At 67.9% G+C, this 16,861-nt stretch carries 20 protein-coding genes; 5 read left to right on the top strand and 15 right to left on the bottom strand.

The genetic code is table 11. The features are described from left to right. The first annotated feature begins 25 nt into the window (after window positions 1-25). Window positions 26-274 carry a hypothetical protein gene (locus tag ACSQ9A_RS00265; protein WP_093106939.1) on the top strand — a complete coding sequence of 83 codons (249 nt, stop codon included), beginning with the start codon at window positions 26-28 and terminating at the stop codon, window positions 272-274. Between the two features lie 4 nt (window positions 275-278). Here the strand turns inward: ACSQ9A_RS00265 and ACSQ9A_RS00260 are convergent, their stop codons facing one another. The 3 genes from ACSQ9A_RS00260 to ACSQ9A_RS00250 all read right to left on the bottom strand — a co-directional run bounded on the left by ACSQ9A_RS00260 (window position 279) and on the right by ACSQ9A_RS00250 (window position 1,779). After that, window positions 279-731, bottom strand: a complete 453-nt coding sequence (locus tag ACSQ9A_RS00260) for an RcnB family protein (RefSeq protein WP_436302262.1) — start codon at window positions 729-731, stop codon at window positions 279-281. A 96-nt stretch (window positions 732-827) separates the two neighbouring features. Then, window positions 828-1,181: a hypothetical protein gene (locus tag ACSQ9A_RS00255; protein ID WP_436302261.1), complete on the bottom strand. Its 354-nt coding sequence runs from the start codon at window positions 1,179-1,181 to the stop codon at window positions 828-830. Between the two features lie 25 nt (window positions 1,182-1,206). Then, window positions 1,207-1,779: a cob(I)yrinic acid a,c-diamide adenosyltransferase gene (locus tag ACSQ9A_RS00250; protein ID WP_436302260.1), complete on the bottom strand. Its 573-nt coding sequence runs from the start codon at window positions 1,777-1,779 to the stop codon at window positions 1,207-1,209. Window positions 1,780-1,837: 58 nt separating this feature from the next. Here ACSQ9A_RS00250 and ACSQ9A_RS00245 point away from each other — a divergent pair, with 58 nt between their 5' ends. Continuing rightward, a complete protein-coding gene (locus tag ACSQ9A_RS00245) occupies window positions 1,838-3,262 on the top strand; it encodes an FAD-binding oxidoreductase (protein ID WP_436302259.1) in 1,425 nt (474 codons plus the stop codon). Window positions 3,263-3,327: 65 nt separating this feature from the next. Here ACSQ9A_RS00245 and ACSQ9A_RS00240 read toward each other — a convergent pair whose 3' ends face one another. From ACSQ9A_RS00240 to ACSQ9A_RS00200, 9 genes are all read right to left on the bottom strand, one after another. Further along, the gene (locus ACSQ9A_RS00240) at window positions 3,328-4,224 is read right to left on the bottom strand and encodes a CsgG/HfaB family protein (RefSeq protein WP_436302258.1); all 897 of its coding nucleotides are present in this window, start codon (window positions 4,222-4,224) and stop codon (window positions 3,328-3,330) included. 117 nt (window positions 4,225-4,341) lie between these two features. After that, complete coding sequence (locus ACSQ9A_RS00235) at window positions 4,342-5,283, bottom strand: ParB/RepB/Spo0J family partition protein (protein ID WP_093107344.1); 942 nt, start codon at window positions 5,281-5,283, stop codon at window positions 4,342-4,344. A 5-nt stretch (window positions 5,284-5,288) separates the two neighbouring features. Continuing rightward, window positions 5,289-5,831, bottom strand: a complete 543-nt coding sequence (locus tag ACSQ9A_RS00230) for an RBBP9/YdeN family alpha/beta hydrolase (protein ID WP_436294799.1) — start codon at window positions 5,829-5,831, stop codon at window positions 5,289-5,291. A 42-nt stretch (window positions 5,832-5,873) separates the two neighbouring features. Then, window positions 5,874-6,728, bottom strand: a complete 855-nt coding sequence (locus ACSQ9A_RS00225; protein ID WP_436302257.1) for a ParA family protein — start codon at window positions 6,726-6,728, stop codon at window positions 5,874-5,876. Window position 6,729: 1 nt separating this feature from the next. Beyond that, entirely contained in the window at window positions 6,730-7,344 is a 615-nt protein-coding gene (locus ACSQ9A_RS00220) for a LysE family transporter (protein WP_436294801.1), read from the bottom strand. 59 nt (window positions 7,345-7,403) lie between these two features. Continuing rightward, window positions 7,404-8,042, bottom strand: coding sequence for a 16S rRNA (guanine(527)-N(7))-methyltransferase RsmG (gene rsmG / locus ACSQ9A_RS00215; RefSeq protein ID WP_436302256.1), 639 nt, complete (start codon window positions 8,040-8,042; stop codon window positions 7,404-7,406). Further along, window positions 8,039-9,988 carry a tRNA uridine-5-carboxymethylaminomethyl(34) synthesis enzyme MnmG gene (gene mnmG / locus ACSQ9A_RS00210; protein ID WP_436302255.1) on the bottom strand — a complete coding sequence of 650 codons (1,950 nt, stop codon included), beginning with the start codon at window positions 9,986-9,988 and terminating at the stop codon, window positions 8,039-8,041. The genes rsmG and mnmG overlap by 4 nt, the downstream gene beginning before the upstream one ends. Window positions 9,989-10,038: 50 nt before the next feature. Next, the gene (locus tag ACSQ9A_RS00205) at window positions 10,039-11,013 is read right to left on the bottom strand and encodes a transglutaminase-like domain-containing protein (protein WP_436302254.1); all 975 of its coding nucleotides are present in this window, start codon (window positions 11,011-11,013) and stop codon (window positions 10,039-10,041) included. After that, window positions 11,010-11,195, bottom strand: coding sequence for a DUF1328 family protein (locus ACSQ9A_RS00200; RefSeq protein ID WP_093106971.1), 186 nt, complete (start codon window positions 11,193-11,195; stop codon window positions 11,010-11,012). The genes ACSQ9A_RS00205 and ACSQ9A_RS00200 overlap by 4 nt, the downstream gene beginning before the upstream one ends. A 186-nt stretch (window positions 11,196-11,381) precedes the next feature. Between ACSQ9A_RS00200 and gstA the strand changes: the two genes are divergently transcribed. Next, window positions 11,382-11,990 (top strand): glutathione transferase GstA, encoded by a 609-nt coding sequence (gstA, locus tag ACSQ9A_RS00195; RefSeq protein ID WP_436302253.1) that lies wholly within the window; start codon window positions 11,382-11,384, stop codon window positions 11,988-11,990. Here the strand turns inward: gstA and ACSQ9A_RS00190 are convergent. After that, window positions 11,983-13,206 carry a YbfB/YjiJ family MFS transporter gene (locus ACSQ9A_RS00190; protein WP_436302252.1) on the bottom strand — a complete coding sequence of 408 codons (1,224 nt, stop codon included), beginning with the start codon at window positions 13,204-13,206 and terminating at the stop codon, window positions 11,983-11,985. The two genes, gstA and ACSQ9A_RS00190, sit on opposite strands and share 8 nt — an antisense overlap. 115 nt (window positions 13,207-13,321) lie before the next feature. Between ACSQ9A_RS00190 and ACSQ9A_RS00185 the strand changes: the two genes are divergently transcribed. Continuing rightward, window positions 13,322-14,425 (top strand): alkene reductase, encoded by a 1,104-nt coding sequence (locus ACSQ9A_RS00185; protein WP_436294804.1) that lies wholly within the window; start codon window positions 13,322-13,324, stop codon window positions 14,423-14,425. Here the strand turns inward: ACSQ9A_RS00185 and ACSQ9A_RS00180 are convergent. Both ACSQ9A_RS00180 and ACSQ9A_RS00175 read right to left on the bottom strand, forming a co-directional pair. Then, window positions 14,407-15,810, bottom strand: coding sequence for a sensor histidine kinase (locus ACSQ9A_RS00180; RefSeq protein WP_436302251.1), 1,404 nt, complete (start codon window positions 15,808-15,810; stop codon window positions 14,407-14,409). The genes ACSQ9A_RS00185 and ACSQ9A_RS00180 overlap by 19 nt on opposite strands. Beyond that, window positions 15,807-16,496 carry a response regulator transcription factor gene (locus ACSQ9A_RS00175; RefSeq protein WP_093106985.1) on the bottom strand — a complete coding sequence of 230 codons (690 nt, stop codon included), beginning with the start codon at window positions 16,494-16,496 and terminating at the stop codon, window positions 15,807-15,809. Before ACSQ9A_RS00175 ends, ACSQ9A_RS00180 begins: the two co-directional genes overlap by 4 nt. A gap of 141 nt (window positions 16,497-16,637) precedes the next feature. Here ACSQ9A_RS00175 and ACSQ9A_RS00170 point away from each other — a divergent pair, with 141 nt between their 5' ends. After that, window positions 16,638-16,832 carry a heavy-metal-associated domain-containing protein gene (locus ACSQ9A_RS00170; protein ID WP_093106988.1) on the top strand — a complete coding sequence of 65 codons (195 nt, stop codon included), beginning with the start codon at window positions 16,638-16,640 and terminating at the stop codon, window positions 16,830-16,832. The last annotated feature ends 29 nt before the right edge of the window (window positions 16,833-16,861 follow it).

The raw sequence follows: 16,861 nt of genomic DNA, 5'->3' as shown, positions 1-16,861 counted from the left end.
CTCAGCGATCGGAAAAGAACCAGCCATGGCATCGACTTCCACTTCCACGCGCACTTCCCCGACGGCGGCCGATGAAGCCGCGGCCCGGGAGCGGCTGCGGCAGGCGCTGCCTGCCACGGTCGATCTGCTGACCCAGCGCCAGGCCGACCGGATCGACGACAAGGACATCGACGCCTACGTGAAACTGAACTGGCTCGAATGGCATGGCGGCGGGCTGCGCCTGACCATCACCGGGCGCAACGTGTGCGCCCAGATGGCGCCGACCGCCGTCTGAAGCCTTACTGGCCCGCGATGATCTGCGCGATCAGGCCGGTGGCGATGGCGGCCAGCACATAGTCGCCTCCGACGCCGACCCACTGGTAGCCACGCGGGGGCGCATGCAGCCGGTGGCCACGCCAGTCGCTGACCACGTAGTTGCGGCCGCGGTATTCGCGCGGCACGTAGCCGCCGCGGCGCCATTCGGCACGCGGATGCGAATAGCCGTGGCGGTCGAAATGGCGGCCCTCCCGAAAGTCCTGGTGAGCACCGTGGCGTTCGAAATGACGCTGCTGCTGCTGCTGCTGCTGCTGCTGCTGCTGCTGCTGCTGCTGCTGCTGCTGCTGCTGCTGCTGATAGTGCTGCGGGCCCCGGCGATCGTCGTGGTCGAACCGGCGGTCCTGCGCAAAGGCACTGCCCGCCATGCACATCGCGAGCGCCGCTGCGGCCACGGCCATGCTCTTGGACTCGATCATCTTGGAACTCCTTCGCGTTGATGAGGAGTTCAGTGTCGAAGGCCCGTGTGTCGCTCGCGCGCCATGCATGTACGCGCGAGATGAAGCAAGGTAAAGCTAGGGCGCGCTGCCCTGCGGCCCGACCGGCGGCGGCGCGGCATGGCCGCCGCCGAGCTTGCGCCCGAAGGCCTCGCCCACCCTGCGCACCGGCCGGCTCGCGCGCTCCGACACGTTGTTGACGCCACGCTCGGTGGCGCTGCCCGCGCGGTCGATGCCGCGGCCGGCGGCATCGGAACCGCGCTCGATGCCGCCGAGGACCTTGTTGTCGCGCGGCGGGGTTTTCAGGGTGTTGGCACGCTGCGCCTTCGGTGGGTTGTCGGCGCTCTGGGCCGACGCGGCAACCGGCAGCGCGAGCATGGCCGCGAATGCGAGCGCGGCGATCAATGCGGGAGAACGGGGTTCGATGGGCATGGTTCGGGTTCCTGGGTTCAAGTCGTCATTCTTCACTGGCAGCGGCACGCGCCATGCGCTCGCTCTTCCAGTACATGTCGTCGCCGCCGTCGACGCGGTTGAGCACGCGCGCCAGCACGAACAGCAGATCGCTCAGGCGGTTGAGGTACTGGCGCAGCGCATCGTTGAGTTCGGCCTCGGCGCCGAGCGCGACGACCGCACGCTCGGCGCGCCGCGCGACCGTGCGGCACACGTGCGCCTGCGAGGCGGCGCGGGTGCCGGCCGGCAGGATGAACTCGGCCAGGCGCGGCAGCGCCGCATTGTGCTCGGCCAGCGCGTTGTCGAGCTGCAGCAGCGCATCGGCCTTGAGCAGCGTGTAGCCCGGCATCGAGAGCTCGCCGCCGAGGTTGAAGAGCTGGTGCTGCACGTCGACCAGCAGCTCGCGCACGGGCGCCGGCATCGGCTCGCACAGCAGCACGCCGATGTGCGAGTTGAGTTCGTCCACGTCGCCCATCGCGTGCACGCGCAGGTGGTCCTTGGGCACGCGCGTGTTGTCGCCGAGGCCGGTGGTGCCGTCGTCGCCGGTGCGCGTGGCGATCTGAGTGAGTCGATTGCCCATGTCGGGGCCCTTTTCGAATGCGGTTCGTAGAATGGTAGACCCTTCAGGAGACCCGCCGATGAACGCCCCCGCCGCCCTTTCCCATCTCACGCCCGAGATCGCGCTGCGCGAGGTGCCCGATGCGCTGATCGCAGCCTTGAAGGCGCGCTTTGCCGAGCGCTGCTCGACCGCGATGGCGGTGCGCACGCAGCACGGACGCGACGAGTCTTCCTTCGATGCGCCGCCGCCTTCGGCCGTGGTCTTCGCCGAGAGCACGCAGGACGTGGCCGACGCGGTCAAGCTTGCGAGCGACTGCAGCGTGCCGGTGATCCCCTTCGGCGTCGGCTCCTCGCTCGAAGGGCATCTGCTCGCGGTGCAGGGCGGCATCAGCATCGACGTGAGCCGCATGAACCGCGTGCTCTCGACCAACGCCGACGACCTCACGGTCACGGTGCAGCCCGGCGTCACGCGCAAGCAGCTCAACGACGAGATCAAGAGCACCGGCCTCTTCTTCCCGATCGACCCCGGCGCCGACGCTTCGATCGGCGGCATGACCGCCACCCGCGCGAGCGGCACGAACGCGGTGCGCTATGGCACCATGCGCGAGAACGTGCTGGCGCTCGAGGTGGTCACCGCGAGCGGCGAAGTGATCCGCACCGGCACGCGCGCGAAGAAGTCATCGGCCGGCTACGACCTCACGCGCCTGATGGTCGGCAGCGAAGGCACGCTGGGCGTGGTGACCGAGATCACGCTGCGCCTCTATCCGCTGCCCGAGGCGGTGTCGGCCGCGATCTGCTCCTTCCCGAGCATCGAGGCGGCCGTGCGCACCACCATCGAGATCATCCAGCTGGGCGTGCCGATCGCGCGTGTGGAGCTGATCGACGTCAACACCGTGCGCATGGTGAACGCTTACGCCAAGCTCGGCCTGCGCGAGGAACCGATGCTCCTGATGGAGTTCCACGGCTCGCCGGCCGGCGTCAAGGAACAGGCCGAGACCGTGCAGGAACTGGCCAGCGGCCACGGCGGCAAGGCCTTCGAATGGGCCAGCACGCCGGAAGAGCGCACGCGCCTGTGGACCGCGCGGCACAACAGTTATTTCGCGGCCGTGCAGTCGCGCCCCGGCTGCCGCGTGATCTCGACCGACACCTGCGTGCCGATCTCGCGGCTGGCCGACTGCCTGCTCGAATCGGTGGCCGAGGCCGATGCCAGCGGCATCCCCTACTTCCTGGTCGGCCATGTGGGCGACGGCAACTTCCACTTCGGCTATCTGCTGGATCCGAATGCCCCCGAGGAGCGCGTGACGGCCGAGAAGCTCAACCACGCGCTGGTGTCGCGCGCGCTGGCGCTCGAAGGCACCTGCACCGGCGAGCACGGCGTGGGCCTGCACAAGATGGATTTCCTGGTCGCCGAAGCCGGCGCCGGCGCGATCGACATGATGCGCACGATCAAGCGCGCGCTCGATCCGAAGAACATCATGAACCCCGGCAAGATCTTCAGCCTCTGAAGAAGAATGCAAAAAGCCCGGGGCTCGAAGAGCCGCGCCGGGCTTTGCATCCTGAGCGTCAGGTCTTATTTGCTGTTGCGCCGAGTTGGCGCACGCTCGGCCGGCGCCGAGGTCTGCGACGGCGCCACGCCGCCATCGACACCCAGCCGGCCGCCGCCGCCCAGGCCCTGCCCCTGCACCGTCTGCGCCTTGTAGTTGCGCAGCGAAACGACCATCTGGTTGAAGGCGTCCATGAAGGCGGCGCTGATGACCTTGCCCTGCGCCGTGTTGGTGTAGCCGCCGAGAGCGCCGGCACCGCTGCCGCCGAAGACCGAGCCGAAGGCGCCGAAGTCGGTCTTGGAGGCGCTGCCTTCCGAGGCCGCGACCTGCACGCCGGATCGGTTGTCGATCAGTGTGAGCAGCGCACTCGCTTCCTTGGTCTGCAGGTTGCCGCCGACCGCTGCCAGCACGCCGCTGTAACGGCCGCCCACCAGGCCGCCCAAGGAGCCGCCGACTCCACCGGCATTGCTGTTGCTGAACACGATCTCGGGCGACATGCCGTAGTCGGAAGCCACCATCTGGCCGCGGCCGAAGTTGCTGCCCTGGCGCATTTCGCCCGACTGCATGAGATCGCGCTCGCGCGACATGGCGTTCATGCCGGCCGCACCGCGCTCGACCACCACGAAGCAGTTGGATTGCTGGATCAAGAGGCGCAGCAGGTTGGCCGTCGGGGGCAGCTTGTATTCGTTGCGCAGGATGGTGTACCAGCCCGCCGACTGGTTCTCGATCAGCGACACGGTGCCCAGTGGCGAGGCGCAGCGCTCGAGCGAGCTGCTGGTATTGGCCGATGCACTGCCGGCTGCGCTGCCGGTCGCCACGGTCTTCGCGCTCTGGCTGCCCATCTGCATGTCCGTGGTCTGGCAACCGGTCAAAAGAAGCGCCCCCACGGCGACGGCGGCAAGCGGAAGTCGAGCGATGTGCATGGTGGAATCCCCTCCGAGAACTTTCGGGCTAAAGTTAAAAAAAGTAACTCCTGAGCATATGCGCAAAGAAGCCGGCGAATCAATCGCCCGGAAGGAAGGGATCCGAGATGTCGTGAGTTATGCCGTTTGGCGGATGCGGTCGATCAGACCGTTGAGCGCTTCGAGCGAGCCGAAGTGGATCGCGAGTTCGCCGCTCTCCTCCACCTTCCCGTTGCGCTTGCTGCGCTTCTTGATGCGCACTTCGACTTCGGCCGCCAGCAGATCGGCCAGCTCTTCCTCCACGCGCTGGAGGTCGCGCGACTTCTCGGCGGCGCCGCGCCGCGGCGACGGCGTGAGGCTGAACTCGGCGGCCAGCTTCTTGACCAGCGCCTCGGCCTCGCGCACCGAGAGCTTCTTGGCGGCGATCTGGTTGGCCGCGGTGATCTGGGTGCCCTTGTCGAGCGAAAGCAGCGCGCGCGCATGGCCCATGTCGATGTCACCCGCCATCAGCATCGCCTGAGCCGGTTCGGCCAGGTTCAGAAGACGCAGCAGATTGCTGGCGGCGCTGCGCGAACGGCCCACCGCCTGGGCCGCAGATTCGTGAGTGAGCCCAAACTCGGCGACCAGGCGTTGCAGGCCTTGGGCCTCTTCCAGCGGGTTGAGGTCTTCGCGCTGGATATTCTCGATCAGCGACATGGCCGCGGCGGCTTCGTTCGGCACGTCGCGCACGAGCACGGGCACGCTGTCGAGCCCGGCCAGCTTGGCCGCGCGGAAGCGGCGCTCGCCCGCGATGATCTCGAACTCGGCGTTCTTGGTGCGCGCCGCATCTCCGTCGAGGCGGCGAACCAGGATCGGCTGCATGATCCCCTGCGCCTTGATGCTCTCGGCCAGCTCGTAGAGCGCGCCCTCGTCCATGCGCGTGCGCGGCTGGTAGACGCCGGGCACCATCTGGTCGAGGTTCAGCGCGGTCGGGTTGGGCGGCGCGGCATCGTCGTTGGCGGAGCTGTCCGGACCGTTGAAGGTCGGGCCCAGCAGGGCTTCGAGTCCGCGGCCGAGGCCCTTGGGTTTCTTGGTGGCCATCGAGGTCATTCTTCTTTCAATAGATCGTTCAGCAATTGACGGCCATGGGGCCAGTCGCCCAGGCCGGATTCGCCGTTGAGGTGGCCGCCTCGACCTGCGTCGATGTAGCGGGCTCCCCAGTCGCCGGCCATTGCGCGCGAGCGCTCGGCAGCACAGTAGGGGTCGTCGTTGGCCGCGATCATGAGAGCGCGGAATGGCAAGGGTTGGCGCACGATCGGCGCCCAGCCCGGGATCAGCTCGCGCAGGTCCTCGCGCTCCAGATCGCCCGGCGCGACCAGCAGCGCGGCCGCCACCTTGTGCGTGTTGCGCGAATGCGCGGCCCAGGCGGCGACGAGGATGCAGCCCAGGCTGTGCGCCACGAGCGCGACCTGGCCCGGCGCAGCCAGGATCTCTTCTTCGAGGCGGGCCGACCAGTCACCGCGCAAGGGGCGCATCCAGTCATGCTGCTCGACTCGATGATCGCCATGAACCGCCTCCCAGCGACTCTGCCAATGCGGCGGGTCGCTGTCTTGCCAGCCGGGCAGCAACAGGATTTTCGGGGCAGTCATCTGCTGCGAAATTGATAGCAAAAGAGATCGATCCGGCGGGCCTCAGAGGCCGTTCGGATCCTGGATCGCAACCGGCGGCGCATCCATCGGTTCCGGTGCGGGCACGGGCGAAGCGCCGGCCAGCGCGCTGGCCGGCGGCATCTTCTCGACCAGCTCCTGCGCAAAAGCGATGAAGGCTTGGCTGCCCCTGGCCGCCGGATCGAAGACTACGCCCGGCAGGCCATAGCTCGGCGCCTCGGCCAGCCGCACATTGCGCGGGATCACGGTGTCGAACACCTTCTCGCCGAAATGGGACTTGAGTTGCTCGCTGACTTGCTGCTGCAGCGTGATGCGCGGATCGAACATCACGCGCAGCAGGCCGATGATCTGCAAATTCTTGTTGAGGTTGGCGTGCACCTGCTTGATGGTGTTGACCAGGTCGGTCAGCCCTTCGAGCGCGAAATACTCGCACTGCATCGGCACGATCACGCCGTGCGCGGAGCACAGACCGTTGAGCGTGAGCAGGCTCAGGCTGGGCGGGCAGTCGATCAGGATGAAGTCGTACTCGGCGCCGACGGCGGCCAGCGCGGTACGCAGGCGCTTTTCGCGTCGGTCGAGCGCGACCATTTCCACCTCGGCACCGGCCAGCTCGCGGTTCGCGCCCAGCACGTCATAGCCGCATTTTTCGGACTTCACCCGTGCTTCGGCCACGGAAGCGGACTCGAGCAGCACGTCGTACACCGTCGTTTCCAGCTGCCGCTTGTCGATGCCCGAGCCCATGGTGGCGTTGCCCTGGGGATCCAGATCGATCATCAGGACCCGTTGACCCACCTTGGCCAGTCCGGCGGCCAGGTTGACGGTGGTCGTGGTCTTGCCGACGCCGCCCTTCTGGTTCGCGATGCAGAAGATTTTCGCCATGCTATCTGGACACCGCCAGCTTGAGGCCGAAGGCGATCAGGAAGACGCCGGCGAGCTTTTCCAGCGTGGCCGAGATGCGGGGATTGGCGCGCAGGCGCTCGGCCAGGAAATGCGTGAGCAGCGTCGCGATCAGGCAATAGATGAAGGTCAGCACGGCGATGGTCAGTGCCATCACCGCGAAGGTCGTGAGCCCCTGGTGGCGAGCCGGGTCGACGAAGAGCGGGAAGAAGGCCATATAGAAGACGATCGCCTTCGGATTCAGCAGCGTGATCATCAAGGCCTGCCGGAAGTACTGCTGCGGACGGATGTTCAGGACTGGCGCGGCGCCCGGCTTGGCCGTCAGCATCTTGAATCCCAACCAGGCGAGGTAGGCCGCACCCAGCCATTGGACGGCCTTGAACGCGGGCGGATAGGCGCCCAGCAAGGCGGCGACGCCGGCCACGGCAGCCCACATCAGCATCTGGTCTCCGGCGATCAAGCCCAGGGCGGCGGCCAGTCCGCCACGGATTCCGCCCTTGCCGGTGGAGGTGATGATCGCCAGGTTCCCGGGTCCGGGAATCGCGAGAAATATGATGATGGCGACGACGAACGCGCCGTAGTCAGCGATGCCGAACATGAAATTGCCTTGGATGGGAGAGCGTCGAGTCTAAGCGAGGTCGACGCGTCGGGCGCCTGTCAGGAGGCAGCTTTTCGTGCCCAGACGATGCAGCGCTCGGCATCGAGGCCCGGAACGCTCAATTGTTCCACGTGAAACACATCGATTCCCGGCGGCAGCTCGGCCAATTCGTCGCCGGGCACCTTGCCCTTCATGGCCAACCAAAGCCCGCCGGGCGCCAGCAGGCGTATCGAGCCGGTGAAGAAATCAGGGAGCGAAGCAAAGGCGCGTGAACTGATGAGTTCGTAATTTCCGGCCAGCGATTCGACACGCGCGTGCACGCCTCGCAGATTGGGCAGCCCCAGCTCGGCCGCGACCTGTTGAACAAAGGCCGCCTTCTTGGCCACGGCATCGAGGCAGCTGACATCAATGTCTTCGCGCAGGATCGCAATCACCACGCCCGGAAGACCAGCGCCGGCGCCGACGTCGAGCAGTTTCGCCCTCCCCGGCCACTCGCGGTTCAGCGGCCCGATCACCGACAGGCTGTCGAGCAGATGATGCGTCAGCACCGTCGTCGGATCGCGCAGCGCAGTCAGGTTGTAGACCTTGTTCCACTTGAGGATCAGCGCACCGTAGGCCAGTAGCCGTTCGCACTGGCGATCGCTCAGCGCGAGGCCGAGTTTGGCTGCGCCCTCGCGCAGCACCAGATCCTGGCTCATTCGTCGATCTGCTGCGGCTCGGCCGCTGCGTCTCGAGCGAAGGCGCGATGACCGCCTTTGCGCAGGTGAATCATCAAGAGCGAGATGGCCGCCGGCGTCACACCGGAGATGCGCGAAGCCAGCCCCAGGGTTTCCGGACGATGCTTGCTCAGCTTCTGCCGCACCTCGAAACTCAGCGCCGCGACCTGGCTGTAGTCGAGGTCGGCCGGCAGCTTGAGATTCTCGAAGTGCGCCGCGCGCTCGACCTCGTCATGCTGCCGGTCGATGTAGCCGGCGTACTTGGCCGCGATCTCGATCTGCTCGATCTCCGATTCGCCCAGGGGCTGGTCCGAGCCGTACTTCCCGCCGTCCAGCGACATCAGCGAGGCGTAACTTACATTGGGCCGGCGCAGCAGGTCGCCCAGGTTGTACTCACGCTCGATCGCCTTGCCGAGCACGCGTTCGGACTCGGCAGCCGGCAGATTCCTCGGATTCACCCAAATAGAACGCAGCCTCTCTGTTTCACGTGAAACAAGATCGCGCTTGCGCGAGAAGGCGTCCCAGCGCGCATCGTCCACCAAGCCCAGCTTGCGCCCGATCTCGGTGAGCCGCATGTCGGCGTTGTCTTCGCGCAGCTGCAACCGGAACTCGGCCCGGCTGGTGAACATGCGATAGGGCTCGGTCACGCCCTTGGTGATCAGGTCGTCGACCAGCACACCCAGGTAGGCTTCGTCGCGGCGGGGCATCCAGGCGCCCCCCCCTCTGCATTGCAGCGCCGCATTGATGCCGGCAAACAAGCCCTGCGCCGCCGCCTCTTCGTAGCCGGTGGTGCCGTTGATCTGCCCCGCAAAGAAGAGCCCCTGGATCGCGCGCGTCTCGAAGTTGCTCTTGAGTTCGCGCGGATCGAAGTAGTCGTACTCGATCGCGTAGCCCGGGCGCAGGATGTGGGCGTTCTCCAGACCCGCCATCGAACGCACCAACTGGTACTGGATGTCGAAAGGCAGGCTGGTCGAGATCCCGTTCGGGTAGTACTCGTTGGTCGTCAGGCCTTCGGGCTCCAGGAAGATCTGGTGGCTTTCCTTGTCCGCGAAGCGGTTGATCTTGTCTTCCACGCTCGGGCAGTAGCGCGGCCCGATGCCGTCGATCTTGCCGGTGAACATCGGGCTGCGGTCGAAGCCGGAACGGATGATTTCGTGCGTGCGCGCGTTGGTGTTCGTGATCCAGCACGGCATCTGCTGCGGGTGCATGTCGGCCCGGCCCATGAAGCTGAAGACCGGCATCGGCCCGGCACCGCCCGGCATGCCGTCGCCCGGTTGTTCGACGCACTTCGAGAAGTCGATGCTCCGCCCGTCCAGCCGCGGCGGGGTGCCGGTCTTGAGCCGGCCTTGCGGCAACTTCAGTTCCTTGAGGCGCGCCGACAGGCTGACCGCCGGTGGATCGCCGGCGCGGCCGGCCTGGTAGTTGTCGAGCCCGACATGGATCCGGCCGTCGAGAAAGGTGCCTGCCGTCAGCACCACCGCGCGCGCGCGGAACGCGATGCCGACCTGCGTGATCGCGCCGACCACGCGGTCGCCCTCGATCATCAAATCATCGACTGCCTGCTGGAACAGCGACAGGTTCGGCTGATTCTCGAGCCGGCGCCGGATCGCGGCCTTGTAGAGCACGCGGTCGGCCTGCGCGCGCGTCGCCCGCACCGCCGGCCCCTTGCTCGAATTGAGGATGCGGAACTGAATGCCGCCCTCGTCCGTCGCGATCGCCATCGCACCGCCCAGCGCATCGACCTCCTTCACCAGGTGCCCCTTGCCGATGCCGCCGATCGAGGGATTGCAGCTCATCTGCCCCAGCGTCTCGATGTTGTGGGTGAGCAGCAGCGTGCGCGCGCCCATGCGCGCGGAGGCCAGCGCGGCTTCGGTGCCGGCATGGCCGCCACCGACGACGATCACATCGAATTCTTCGGGGTACAGCATGGAGAGTGGGGGCGCACATGCGCGTGCGCTCGCGGAAAGGGGCGCTAATTTTAATCGCGCACCGTGCTCCGTGCGGTGTGCAGGGGCAAGCCGGGCCCGGCTATTTGCCTGGGCCGATTGCTATCATTTTGATAGCAATTCAAGGGTTCGCCGACCGTGGCCACCGGCGCCGGCTTCTCGATCCCAACCAGCTGCCCGCTGGGCTCGGGCTCGGCCGGCGGCGTGAGGCTTTCGTCCTGCAGTTCGCGCACGACCAGCGACTTGCCCGTCATGCGCACCGGCCCGAAGATGGTGCAGAAGGCGACGTCCTTCGCATCACGCCCCGTGCCCACGCGCACCAGCCGATCGACCGGCGCCATGCGCGTGGCATCGAACAAGACCCACCGCCCGCCCAGCCAGGCCTCGAACAGCGCATGAAAATCCTGCGGCGGCTCGTCGAACCACACATAGCCCACCACCAGCCGCGCCGGGATGTTGAGCGCGCGGCAGAAAGTGATGCCCAGGTGCGCGAAATCGCGGCACACGCCGGCGCGCTCGACGAAGACCTCGCGCGCGGTGGTGGTCGAGTCGCTGCTGCCCGGTTCGTAGGTGATGCTGTCGTGAATCCAGTCGGCGATGGCCTGCACGCGTCCGATGCCCGGCGGCAGGTCGCCGAAGAGCTGCTGCGCGCAGCGCGACATCAGGTCCGACTCGCAGTAGCGCGTCGGCATCATGTAGTGGAGGATCTCGTTGGGCACCTGGTTCACCGGCACTTCGGCCAGATCGGACGGCACTTCCACGTGCGCGCGCTGGACGCTGGCGCGGTAGCGGATCTTCAGCGGCCCCGGCGGCGCATCGAAACGAATGAAGCGGTTGCCGCTGCCCTCGTCGCAGAAAACCTGCATTTCCACCGCCGGTTCGATCGCCAGATCCTCGCTGATCACAGTCTGTGCGCCGCTGCGCGCGGCCTCGATGTTGAGCAGCAAATGCGACGGCGCCTCGACCTCGTAGTCGAGCACCGTCTCCACGTTCGAGTAGTGCGTCAATCCAGCGCTTTCTTCACCGCGCCCACCCCGAGCGCCGCAAGAACGAGGAACACGACCGCCAGGATCAGGAACAGCCCGAACAGCACCTTCGCGATGCCGGCCGCGCCGGCCGCCACGCCGCCGAAGCCGAGGGCGCCGGCGATCAGCGAGATCACCGCAAAAATGATGGCGTACTTCAACATGAGCGAGCTCCTTGCGTGCGGTCATCCGCCCGCGGTGCCGGGAGCATAGAAAGGCGCGCCGGCCGGCCCGATAGTCGCCGCGCCCAAGGCCCCGTAGGACAAACGCGCTCGCGGCGAACCCGCTAGCATCGGCCTCGCGTCTGCAAGAAAGAACGTTTCCCGAACATCCATTGGAGAGTTTTTCGCATGAAGCTGTATTACTCGCCGGGCGCCTGCTCGCTCTCGCCCCATATCGCGCTGCGCGAAGCCGGCCTCGCCTTCGAACCCGTGCTCGCCAGCACCAAGAGCCACAAGCTGCAGGATGGCACCGACTACTACGGCATCAACCCGCTCGGCTACGTGCCGATGCTCGAGCTCGACGACGGCACGCGCCTGCGCGAAGGTCCGGCCATCGTGCAGTACATCGCCGACCTCGCGCCGAACAAGAACCTCGCCCCCGCCAGCGGCACGCTCTCGCGCTACCGGCTGCAGGAGTGGCTCACCTTCATCGGCACCGAAATTCACAAGACCTACTCGCCGATGTTCAACCCCAACATGCCCGAAGAAGCCAAGGCCATCTTCAGGACCAAGCTCCAGTCGCGCTACGAGTGGCTCAACGGCGAGCTCGAAGGCAAGGACTACCTGATGGGCGAGCACTTCACGGTGGCCGACGGCTACCTGTTCACCGTCACCAACTGGACCAAGCCGACCGGCGTCGACATCTCGCCCTACGCGAATGTGCAGGCCTGGCATGCACGCGTCGGCGCCCGCCCGGCCGTACAGGAAGCCATGAAGACCGAAGGCCTGCTCAAGTAAGCAGCAGCGGCCGCTGCCGCGAGGCGAGCGCAGCCCCGGCCCACAGCGTGATCGCCGAGGCCACCAGGCCGCGCGCCAGGCCGCCCGGCCCGTCGGAGATCCAGCCAGTCACGGTGGGCCCCACGATCTGCCCCAGCGCGAAGATGATCGTGAAGGCGCTGATGCCGGTGGCCCATTGTTCGGCCGGCAGGTTGTGGCGCACCAGCGCGGTGGTGGAGGCCACCACCGACAGGAACACTGCGCCGAACAGCAGTCCCGAGACCAGCGTCACCGGCCACGCGGCGCTCAGCACCGGCAGCAGGGTTGCCATGCCCAGCAAGGCATTGAGCACCGCCTGCGGCTGGCCGCCATGAAAGCGATCCAGCAAGCCGGCCCAGAGCCGCGCCGAAGCCACGCAGGCGACGCCGAGCAGCGCATAGAACATCGTGATGTTCGCCGGGCTCGCGCCCTGCTCGCGCAGCAGCGCGATCACGAAGGTCATGTAGCCGATGTAGCCGGCGCCGAAGAGCGCATAGCCCGCGAGCGCCCAGCCGAAACGACGTACTGCGCGCGCGGGCTGCGCGGCCGCCTCGTGCGCGGACGCCGGCGCAGCGGGTGCACGCGCCTCGCTCGGCATCGCATGCGCCGCGTACCCCAGCACGGCCGTCCCCGCGAAGCTCGCCAGCGCCAGCGCCCACCAGGCCCAGGCCCAGCCATGCGCTTCGCCCGCGGCAGCGTGCAGCACCGGCGGTACCAGGAGCGCCGACAAGGTGATGCCGAAGCCCGTGCCGCCGTAGTACAGGCCCAGCAGAAGGCCTGCGCGCGACGGCTGCAGCGTCCCGAGCCGCGCCGCCAGCAGGCCGCCCGCGACGAACACCCAGGCGCTCGCCAGCCCGGCCAGCAAGCGCTGCAACAGCAGCGCCGAGGCCGAGGTGAAGAAGCCGCTGGCCGCCATGAACAGGCTGGCCCACACCGCACCCCAGACCAGCAGACGCAGCGGCCCGAGGCGCCGCATCAAGGCCGGCGTCATCAATGCGCCCAGCAAATAGCCGGCCGCATTCGCGGTGTTCATCGCGCCGGCCAGCGTGTAGCTCCAGCCCAAATCCGCGCGCATCGGCGGCAGCAGCAAGCCATAAGAAAAGCGCGTGATGCCGAGTGAGACCGCGGCACCCATCGACAACGCAAGCGCGAGGCGCAGGGCCTGCGCGGGCGTGAGCGTGGCGGAATGCATCGTCATGGAGTGCGGGCATTCTGCTGCATCCCCTAGCAGCAAACCGACAACCCCGTGGCAGCGCGGTTAGGCGCGCCGGTTTACCGTTCGCGCTATTCATCCACCCCAACAAGCAGAACCGATGTCCTCCCTCTTCGACCCCATCCAGGCCGGCGACCTGAAGCTGGCCAACCGCATCGTCATGGCGCCGCTCACGCGCAACCGCTCGCCCAACGCCGTGCCGCGCGATATCGCGGCCACCTACTACGCGCAGCGCGCCAGCGCCGGACTGCTGATCACCGAAGCCACCGCGATCAGCCAGCAGGGCCAGGGCTATGCCGACGTGCCCGGCCTCTACGGCAGCGAGCAGCTCGAAGCCTGGAAGCGCGTGACCGATGCGGTGCACGCCAAGGGCGGCAAGATCGTGGTCCAGCTCTGGCACGTGGGCCGCGTCTCGCACAACGAGCTGCAGCCCGATGGCGGCCAGCCGGTCGCGCCCTCGGCCATCACGGCCAAGACCAAGACCGTGCTGATCAAGGACGGCGTTCCCACTTACGTCGAAACCTCCGAGCCGCGCGCCCTCGACGCGGGCGAGCTGCCGGGCATCGTCCACGGCTACGCCGCCGCCGCGCGCAACGCCGTCGAGACCGCCGGCTTCGACGGCGTCGAGGTGCATGCCGCCAACGGCTACCTGCTCGACCAGTTCCTCAAGACCGGCAGCAACAAGCGCAGCGACGACTACGGCGGCAGCATCGGGAACCGCGCCCGCCTGCTGCTCGAAGCGACGCGTGCCGTGGTCGACGCGGTCGGCGGCGGCCGCACCGGCATCCGCATCTCGCCCGTGACGCCGGCCAACGACGTGCACGACGAGAATCCGCAGCCGCTCTTCGAGTACGTCGTGAAACAGCTCGCCACGCTCAAGCTGGCCTACATCCACGTCGTCGAGGGCGCCACCGGCGGCCCGCGCGAGCTGGAAGACCGCCCCTTCGACTACGAAGCCCTCAAGGCCGCCTACCGCCAGGCCGGCGGCAAGGGCGCCTGGATGGTGAACAACGGCTACGACAAGCCGCTGGCCGAAGAGGCATTGAAGGAAGGCGACGACCTCGTGGCCTTCGGCAAGCCCTTCATCTCCAATCCCGACCTGGTGCGCCGCCTGCGCGAGGGCGCGCCGCTCAATCCCTGGGACAAGAACACCTTCTACGGCGGCGGCGCGAAGGGCTACATCGACTATCCGGCGCTGGGCTGATCGTCCCCGGGCGGGCTCGGCGCGAAGGCCACGCTGACCCGCAGCCCGCCCGCTTCGGACGCCTTGTCGAAGCGCAGCTCGGCGCCCAGCAGCGCGGCATGGCGCGCCACGATCGCGAGCCCGAGGCCGGCGCCCTGCCCCAGCTTCTGCCCGGCCGGTCCTTGCGACCAGCGCTGCATCAGGTCGCGCTGCACCTCGGGCGCAATGCCGGGGCCGTCGTCGACCACGCCGAGCGTGCGGCCCGCCAGCTCGACGGTGATGGTGCGGCCGCCGTAGCGCAGCGCGTTGTCGATCAGGTTGTCGAGGATGCCTTCGACGAGCGCCGCATTGGCCTGCACCGTCACCGGCTGGTCGAGACCCAGCGCGCCCAGATCCACGCCCTCTGCATCGGCGCGCGCGAGATGGCGCAGCACCGCCTGCTCCACCAGCTCGTCGAGCCGAAGCGGCGCGCGCTGCAGGCCGGTGCGGGCCTCGTCGGCCAGCGCCAGCGCGAGCAGCTGGTCGACCAGGTGGCTGGCGCGCGCCTGGCTGGCGGCGATGTGCTGCAGCTGTTCGCGCCACACGGCCGGGGCCTGCTGCGCGAGGCCGTAGTCGGCCAGCGCGCGGATGCCGGCCAGCGGCGTGCGCAACTCGTGCGCCACGTTGCCCGCGAACTCGCGCTGCGCACGCACGCTGTGGCCCAAGCGCTCGAACAGGGCGTTGAGCGTCTCGCCCAGGCGTTCGAGCTCGCGCGAGCTGCGTGCCACCGGCACCGGCGCCAGGTCGTGGGCATCGCGTTGGTCCAGCGTCCGGCGCAGTTCGCCGAGTGGACGCAGCTCGCCTTCGATGCCGCGCCACAGCCACACGGCCAGAAGCGCCAATAGCACACCTTGCGGCGCCAGCGAATAGAGCAGCAGCCGTTCGACCAGCGCGGCGCGGGCGCGCGTGGTTTGCGCGATCACGACGCGGAAGGCTTTGGGCGCGTCATGGTTCAACACCACGGCGCGCAGCGCTTGCCCCTCGTAGTTCACATCGGAAAAGCGATAGCGCGCGCCCTCCTTTGGCGCCGGTGCCTGCAGGCCCGCGTGCCCGGCGAGCCGCGAGCCGTCGGGCCGCAGCACCGCGAAGTAGACCTTCTCCGACTGGTCGAACAGCACGCTCGTGACCTCGCGCGGCGACAGCTGCAGCTGGATGTCGCGCTCGCCGGCCTCCACGTTGGCCGACACCGAATAGGCATCGTCGAGCAAGGCGCGGTCGAAGGCCTGCTCGGTGAAGTGGCCGGCCACCGCCACCGCGACCGCGGTGCCCACCAGCCAGGTCAGGGCCAGCGGCAGCAGCACGCGCCGCAGCACGCGCGAAGTGAGCGAAGGCGCGCCCGCCGACACCCGGCGCGGCGCCGGCTTCACTCGGCCGCTTCCAGCAGATAGCCGATGCCGCGCAGCGTGCGGATCGCCGCGCCGCTGCCCGCGAGCTTCTTGCGCAGGCGCGAGATGAAGGCCTCCAGCGCGTTGTCGCCCAGCGCTTCATCGAAGCTCGACAGCTTGTCGGACATGGCCCGCTTGCTGACTGTGCGGCCCGGCGGACTCATCAGCTCCCACAAGACCTCGAACTCGCGCGCCGGCAGGTCCAGCGGCGCGCCGGCCACCGAGAAACGGCGCGCCTTGCGGTCGAGCCGCAGCCGGCCCAGCGTGGCGATGTCCTCGGTGCCCTGTGCGCGCCGCACCAGCGCCCGCAGGCGGGCCTCGACCTCGGCCAGGTCGAAGGGCTTGCCGAGGTAGTCGTCGGCGCCCGCATCGAGGCCGGCGATGCGCTCTTCGGTGCGATCGCGCGCGGTCAGTACCAGCACCGGCGTGCGGTCGCCGCGCGCGCGTGCGTGGCGCAGCACGGTGAGGCCGCTCGCGAGGCCGCTGGTCGGGCTGGCCGTTGCCGGCAGGCTGAGATCGAGCAGCACCGCATCGAACAGCTGCACGCGCCACAGGTGGTCGGCGTCCTCGGTATTCGCCGCCACGTCGACGCGGTGTCCGGCATCGCCCAGGCTGCGCAGCATCACGCCGCGCAGCACCGCATCGTCTTCGACCAGCAGGATTCGCATGGAAAGGGAAAAGAGAGTTCGTTACCGGGGCTTACCGCGGGCCGCAGGCGAGGATACGGCAAAGGACGAGCGCCCCTGTACTGGACATTGACAACGTGAGAAGGTTGACACTTGCGCATCATCCCCATGAAAGGAGCAACGATGAGCCAGAAATTCCAGGTCTTGGGCATGAGCTGCGCCCATTGCGCGAGCGCCGTGCAGAACGCGGTGCAGACGGTGGACCCCGAGGCGCAGGTCACGGTCGATCTCGAAACCGGCCATGTCGACGTGTTGAGCCATCAGCCGCGGCAGGACATCATCGTGGCGATCGAGAACGCCGGCTACCAGGCGCAGTGAGCCCCGGCCCGGCCCGGATGCCGACCGGC

The organism is Variovorax sp. LjRoot290 (assembly GCF_964253985.1).
GTDB lineage: Bacteria > Pseudomonadota > Gammaproteobacteria > Burkholderiales > Burkholderiaceae_C > Variovorax.
Note: the sequence above shows the minus strand (reverse complement) of the source record. Positions and strands in the feature narration are given on the sequence as shown.

What these genes read in the sequence shown, in the direction of transcription:
- ACSQ9A_RS00265 (WP_093106939.1), top strand. Translation starts at nt 26, where the DNA reads ATGGCATCGACTTCCACTTCCACGCGCACTTCCCCGACGGCGGCCGAT.
- ACSQ9A_RS00260 (WP_436302262.1), bottom strand. Translation starts at nt 731, where the DNA reads ATGATCGAGTCCAAGAGCATGGCCGTGGCCGCAGCGGCGCTCGCGATG.
- ACSQ9A_RS00255 (WP_436302261.1), bottom strand. Translation starts at nt 1,181, where the DNA reads ATGCCCATCGAACCCCGTTCTCCCGCATTGATCGCCGCGCTCGCATTC.
- ACSQ9A_RS00250 (WP_436302260.1), bottom strand. Translation starts at nt 1,779, where the DNA reads ATGGGCAATCGACTCACTCAGATCGCCACGCGCACCGGCGACGACGGC.
- ACSQ9A_RS00245 (WP_436302259.1), top strand. Translation starts at nt 1,838, where the DNA reads ATGAACGCCCCCGCCGCCCTTTCCCATCTCACGCCCGAGATCGCGCTG.
- ACSQ9A_RS00240 (WP_436302258.1), bottom strand. Translation starts at nt 4,224, where the DNA reads ATGCACATCGCTCGACTTCCGCTTGCCGCCGTCGCCGTGGGGGCGCTT.
- ACSQ9A_RS00235 (WP_093107344.1), bottom strand. Translation starts at nt 5,283, where the DNA reads ATGGCCACCAAGAAACCCAAGGGCCTCGGCCGCGGACTCGAAGCCCTG.
- ACSQ9A_RS00230 (WP_436294799.1), bottom strand. Translation starts at nt 5,831, where the DNA reads ATGACTGCCCCGAAAATCCTGTTGCTGCCCGGCTGGCAAGACAGCGAC.
- ACSQ9A_RS00225 (WP_436302257.1), bottom strand. Translation starts at nt 6,728, where the DNA reads ATGGCGAAAATCTTCTGCATCGCGAACCAGAAGGGCGGCGTCGGCAAG.
- ACSQ9A_RS00220 (WP_436294801.1), bottom strand. Translation starts at nt 7,344, where the DNA reads ATGTTCGGCATCGCTGACTACGGCGCGTTCGTCGTCGCCATCATCATA.
- rsmG (WP_436302256.1), bottom strand. Translation starts at nt 8,042, where the DNA reads ATGAGCCAGGATCTGGTGCTGCGCGAGGGCGCAGCCAAACTCGGCCTC.
- mnmG (WP_436302255.1), bottom strand. Translation starts at nt 9,988, where the DNA reads ATGCTGTACCCCGAAGAATTCGATGTGATCGTCGTCGGTGGCGGCCAT.
- ACSQ9A_RS00200 (WP_093106971.1), bottom strand. Translation starts at nt 11,195, where the DNA reads ATGTTGAAGTACGCCATCATTTTTGCGGTGATCTCGCTGATCGCCGGC.
- gstA (WP_436302253.1), top strand. Translation starts at nt 11,382, where the DNA reads ATGAAGCTGTATTACTCGCCGGGCGCCTGCTCGCTCTCGCCCCATATC.
- ACSQ9A_RS00190 (WP_436302252.1), bottom strand. Translation starts at nt 13,206, where the DNA reads ATGACGATGCATTCCGCCACGCTCACGCCCGCGCAGGCCCTGCGCCTC.
- ACSQ9A_RS00185 (WP_436294804.1), top strand. Translation starts at nt 13,322, where the DNA reads ATGTCCTCCCTCTTCGACCCCATCCAGGCCGGCGACCTGAAGCTGGCC.
- ACSQ9A_RS00175 (WP_093106985.1), bottom strand. Translation starts at nt 16,496, where the DNA reads ATGCGAATCCTGCTGGTCGAAGACGATGCGGTGCTGCGCGGCGTGATG.
- ACSQ9A_RS00170 (WP_093106988.1), top strand. Translation starts at nt 16,638, where the DNA reads ATGAGCCAGAAATTCCAGGTCTTGGGCATGAGCTGCGCCCATTGCGCG.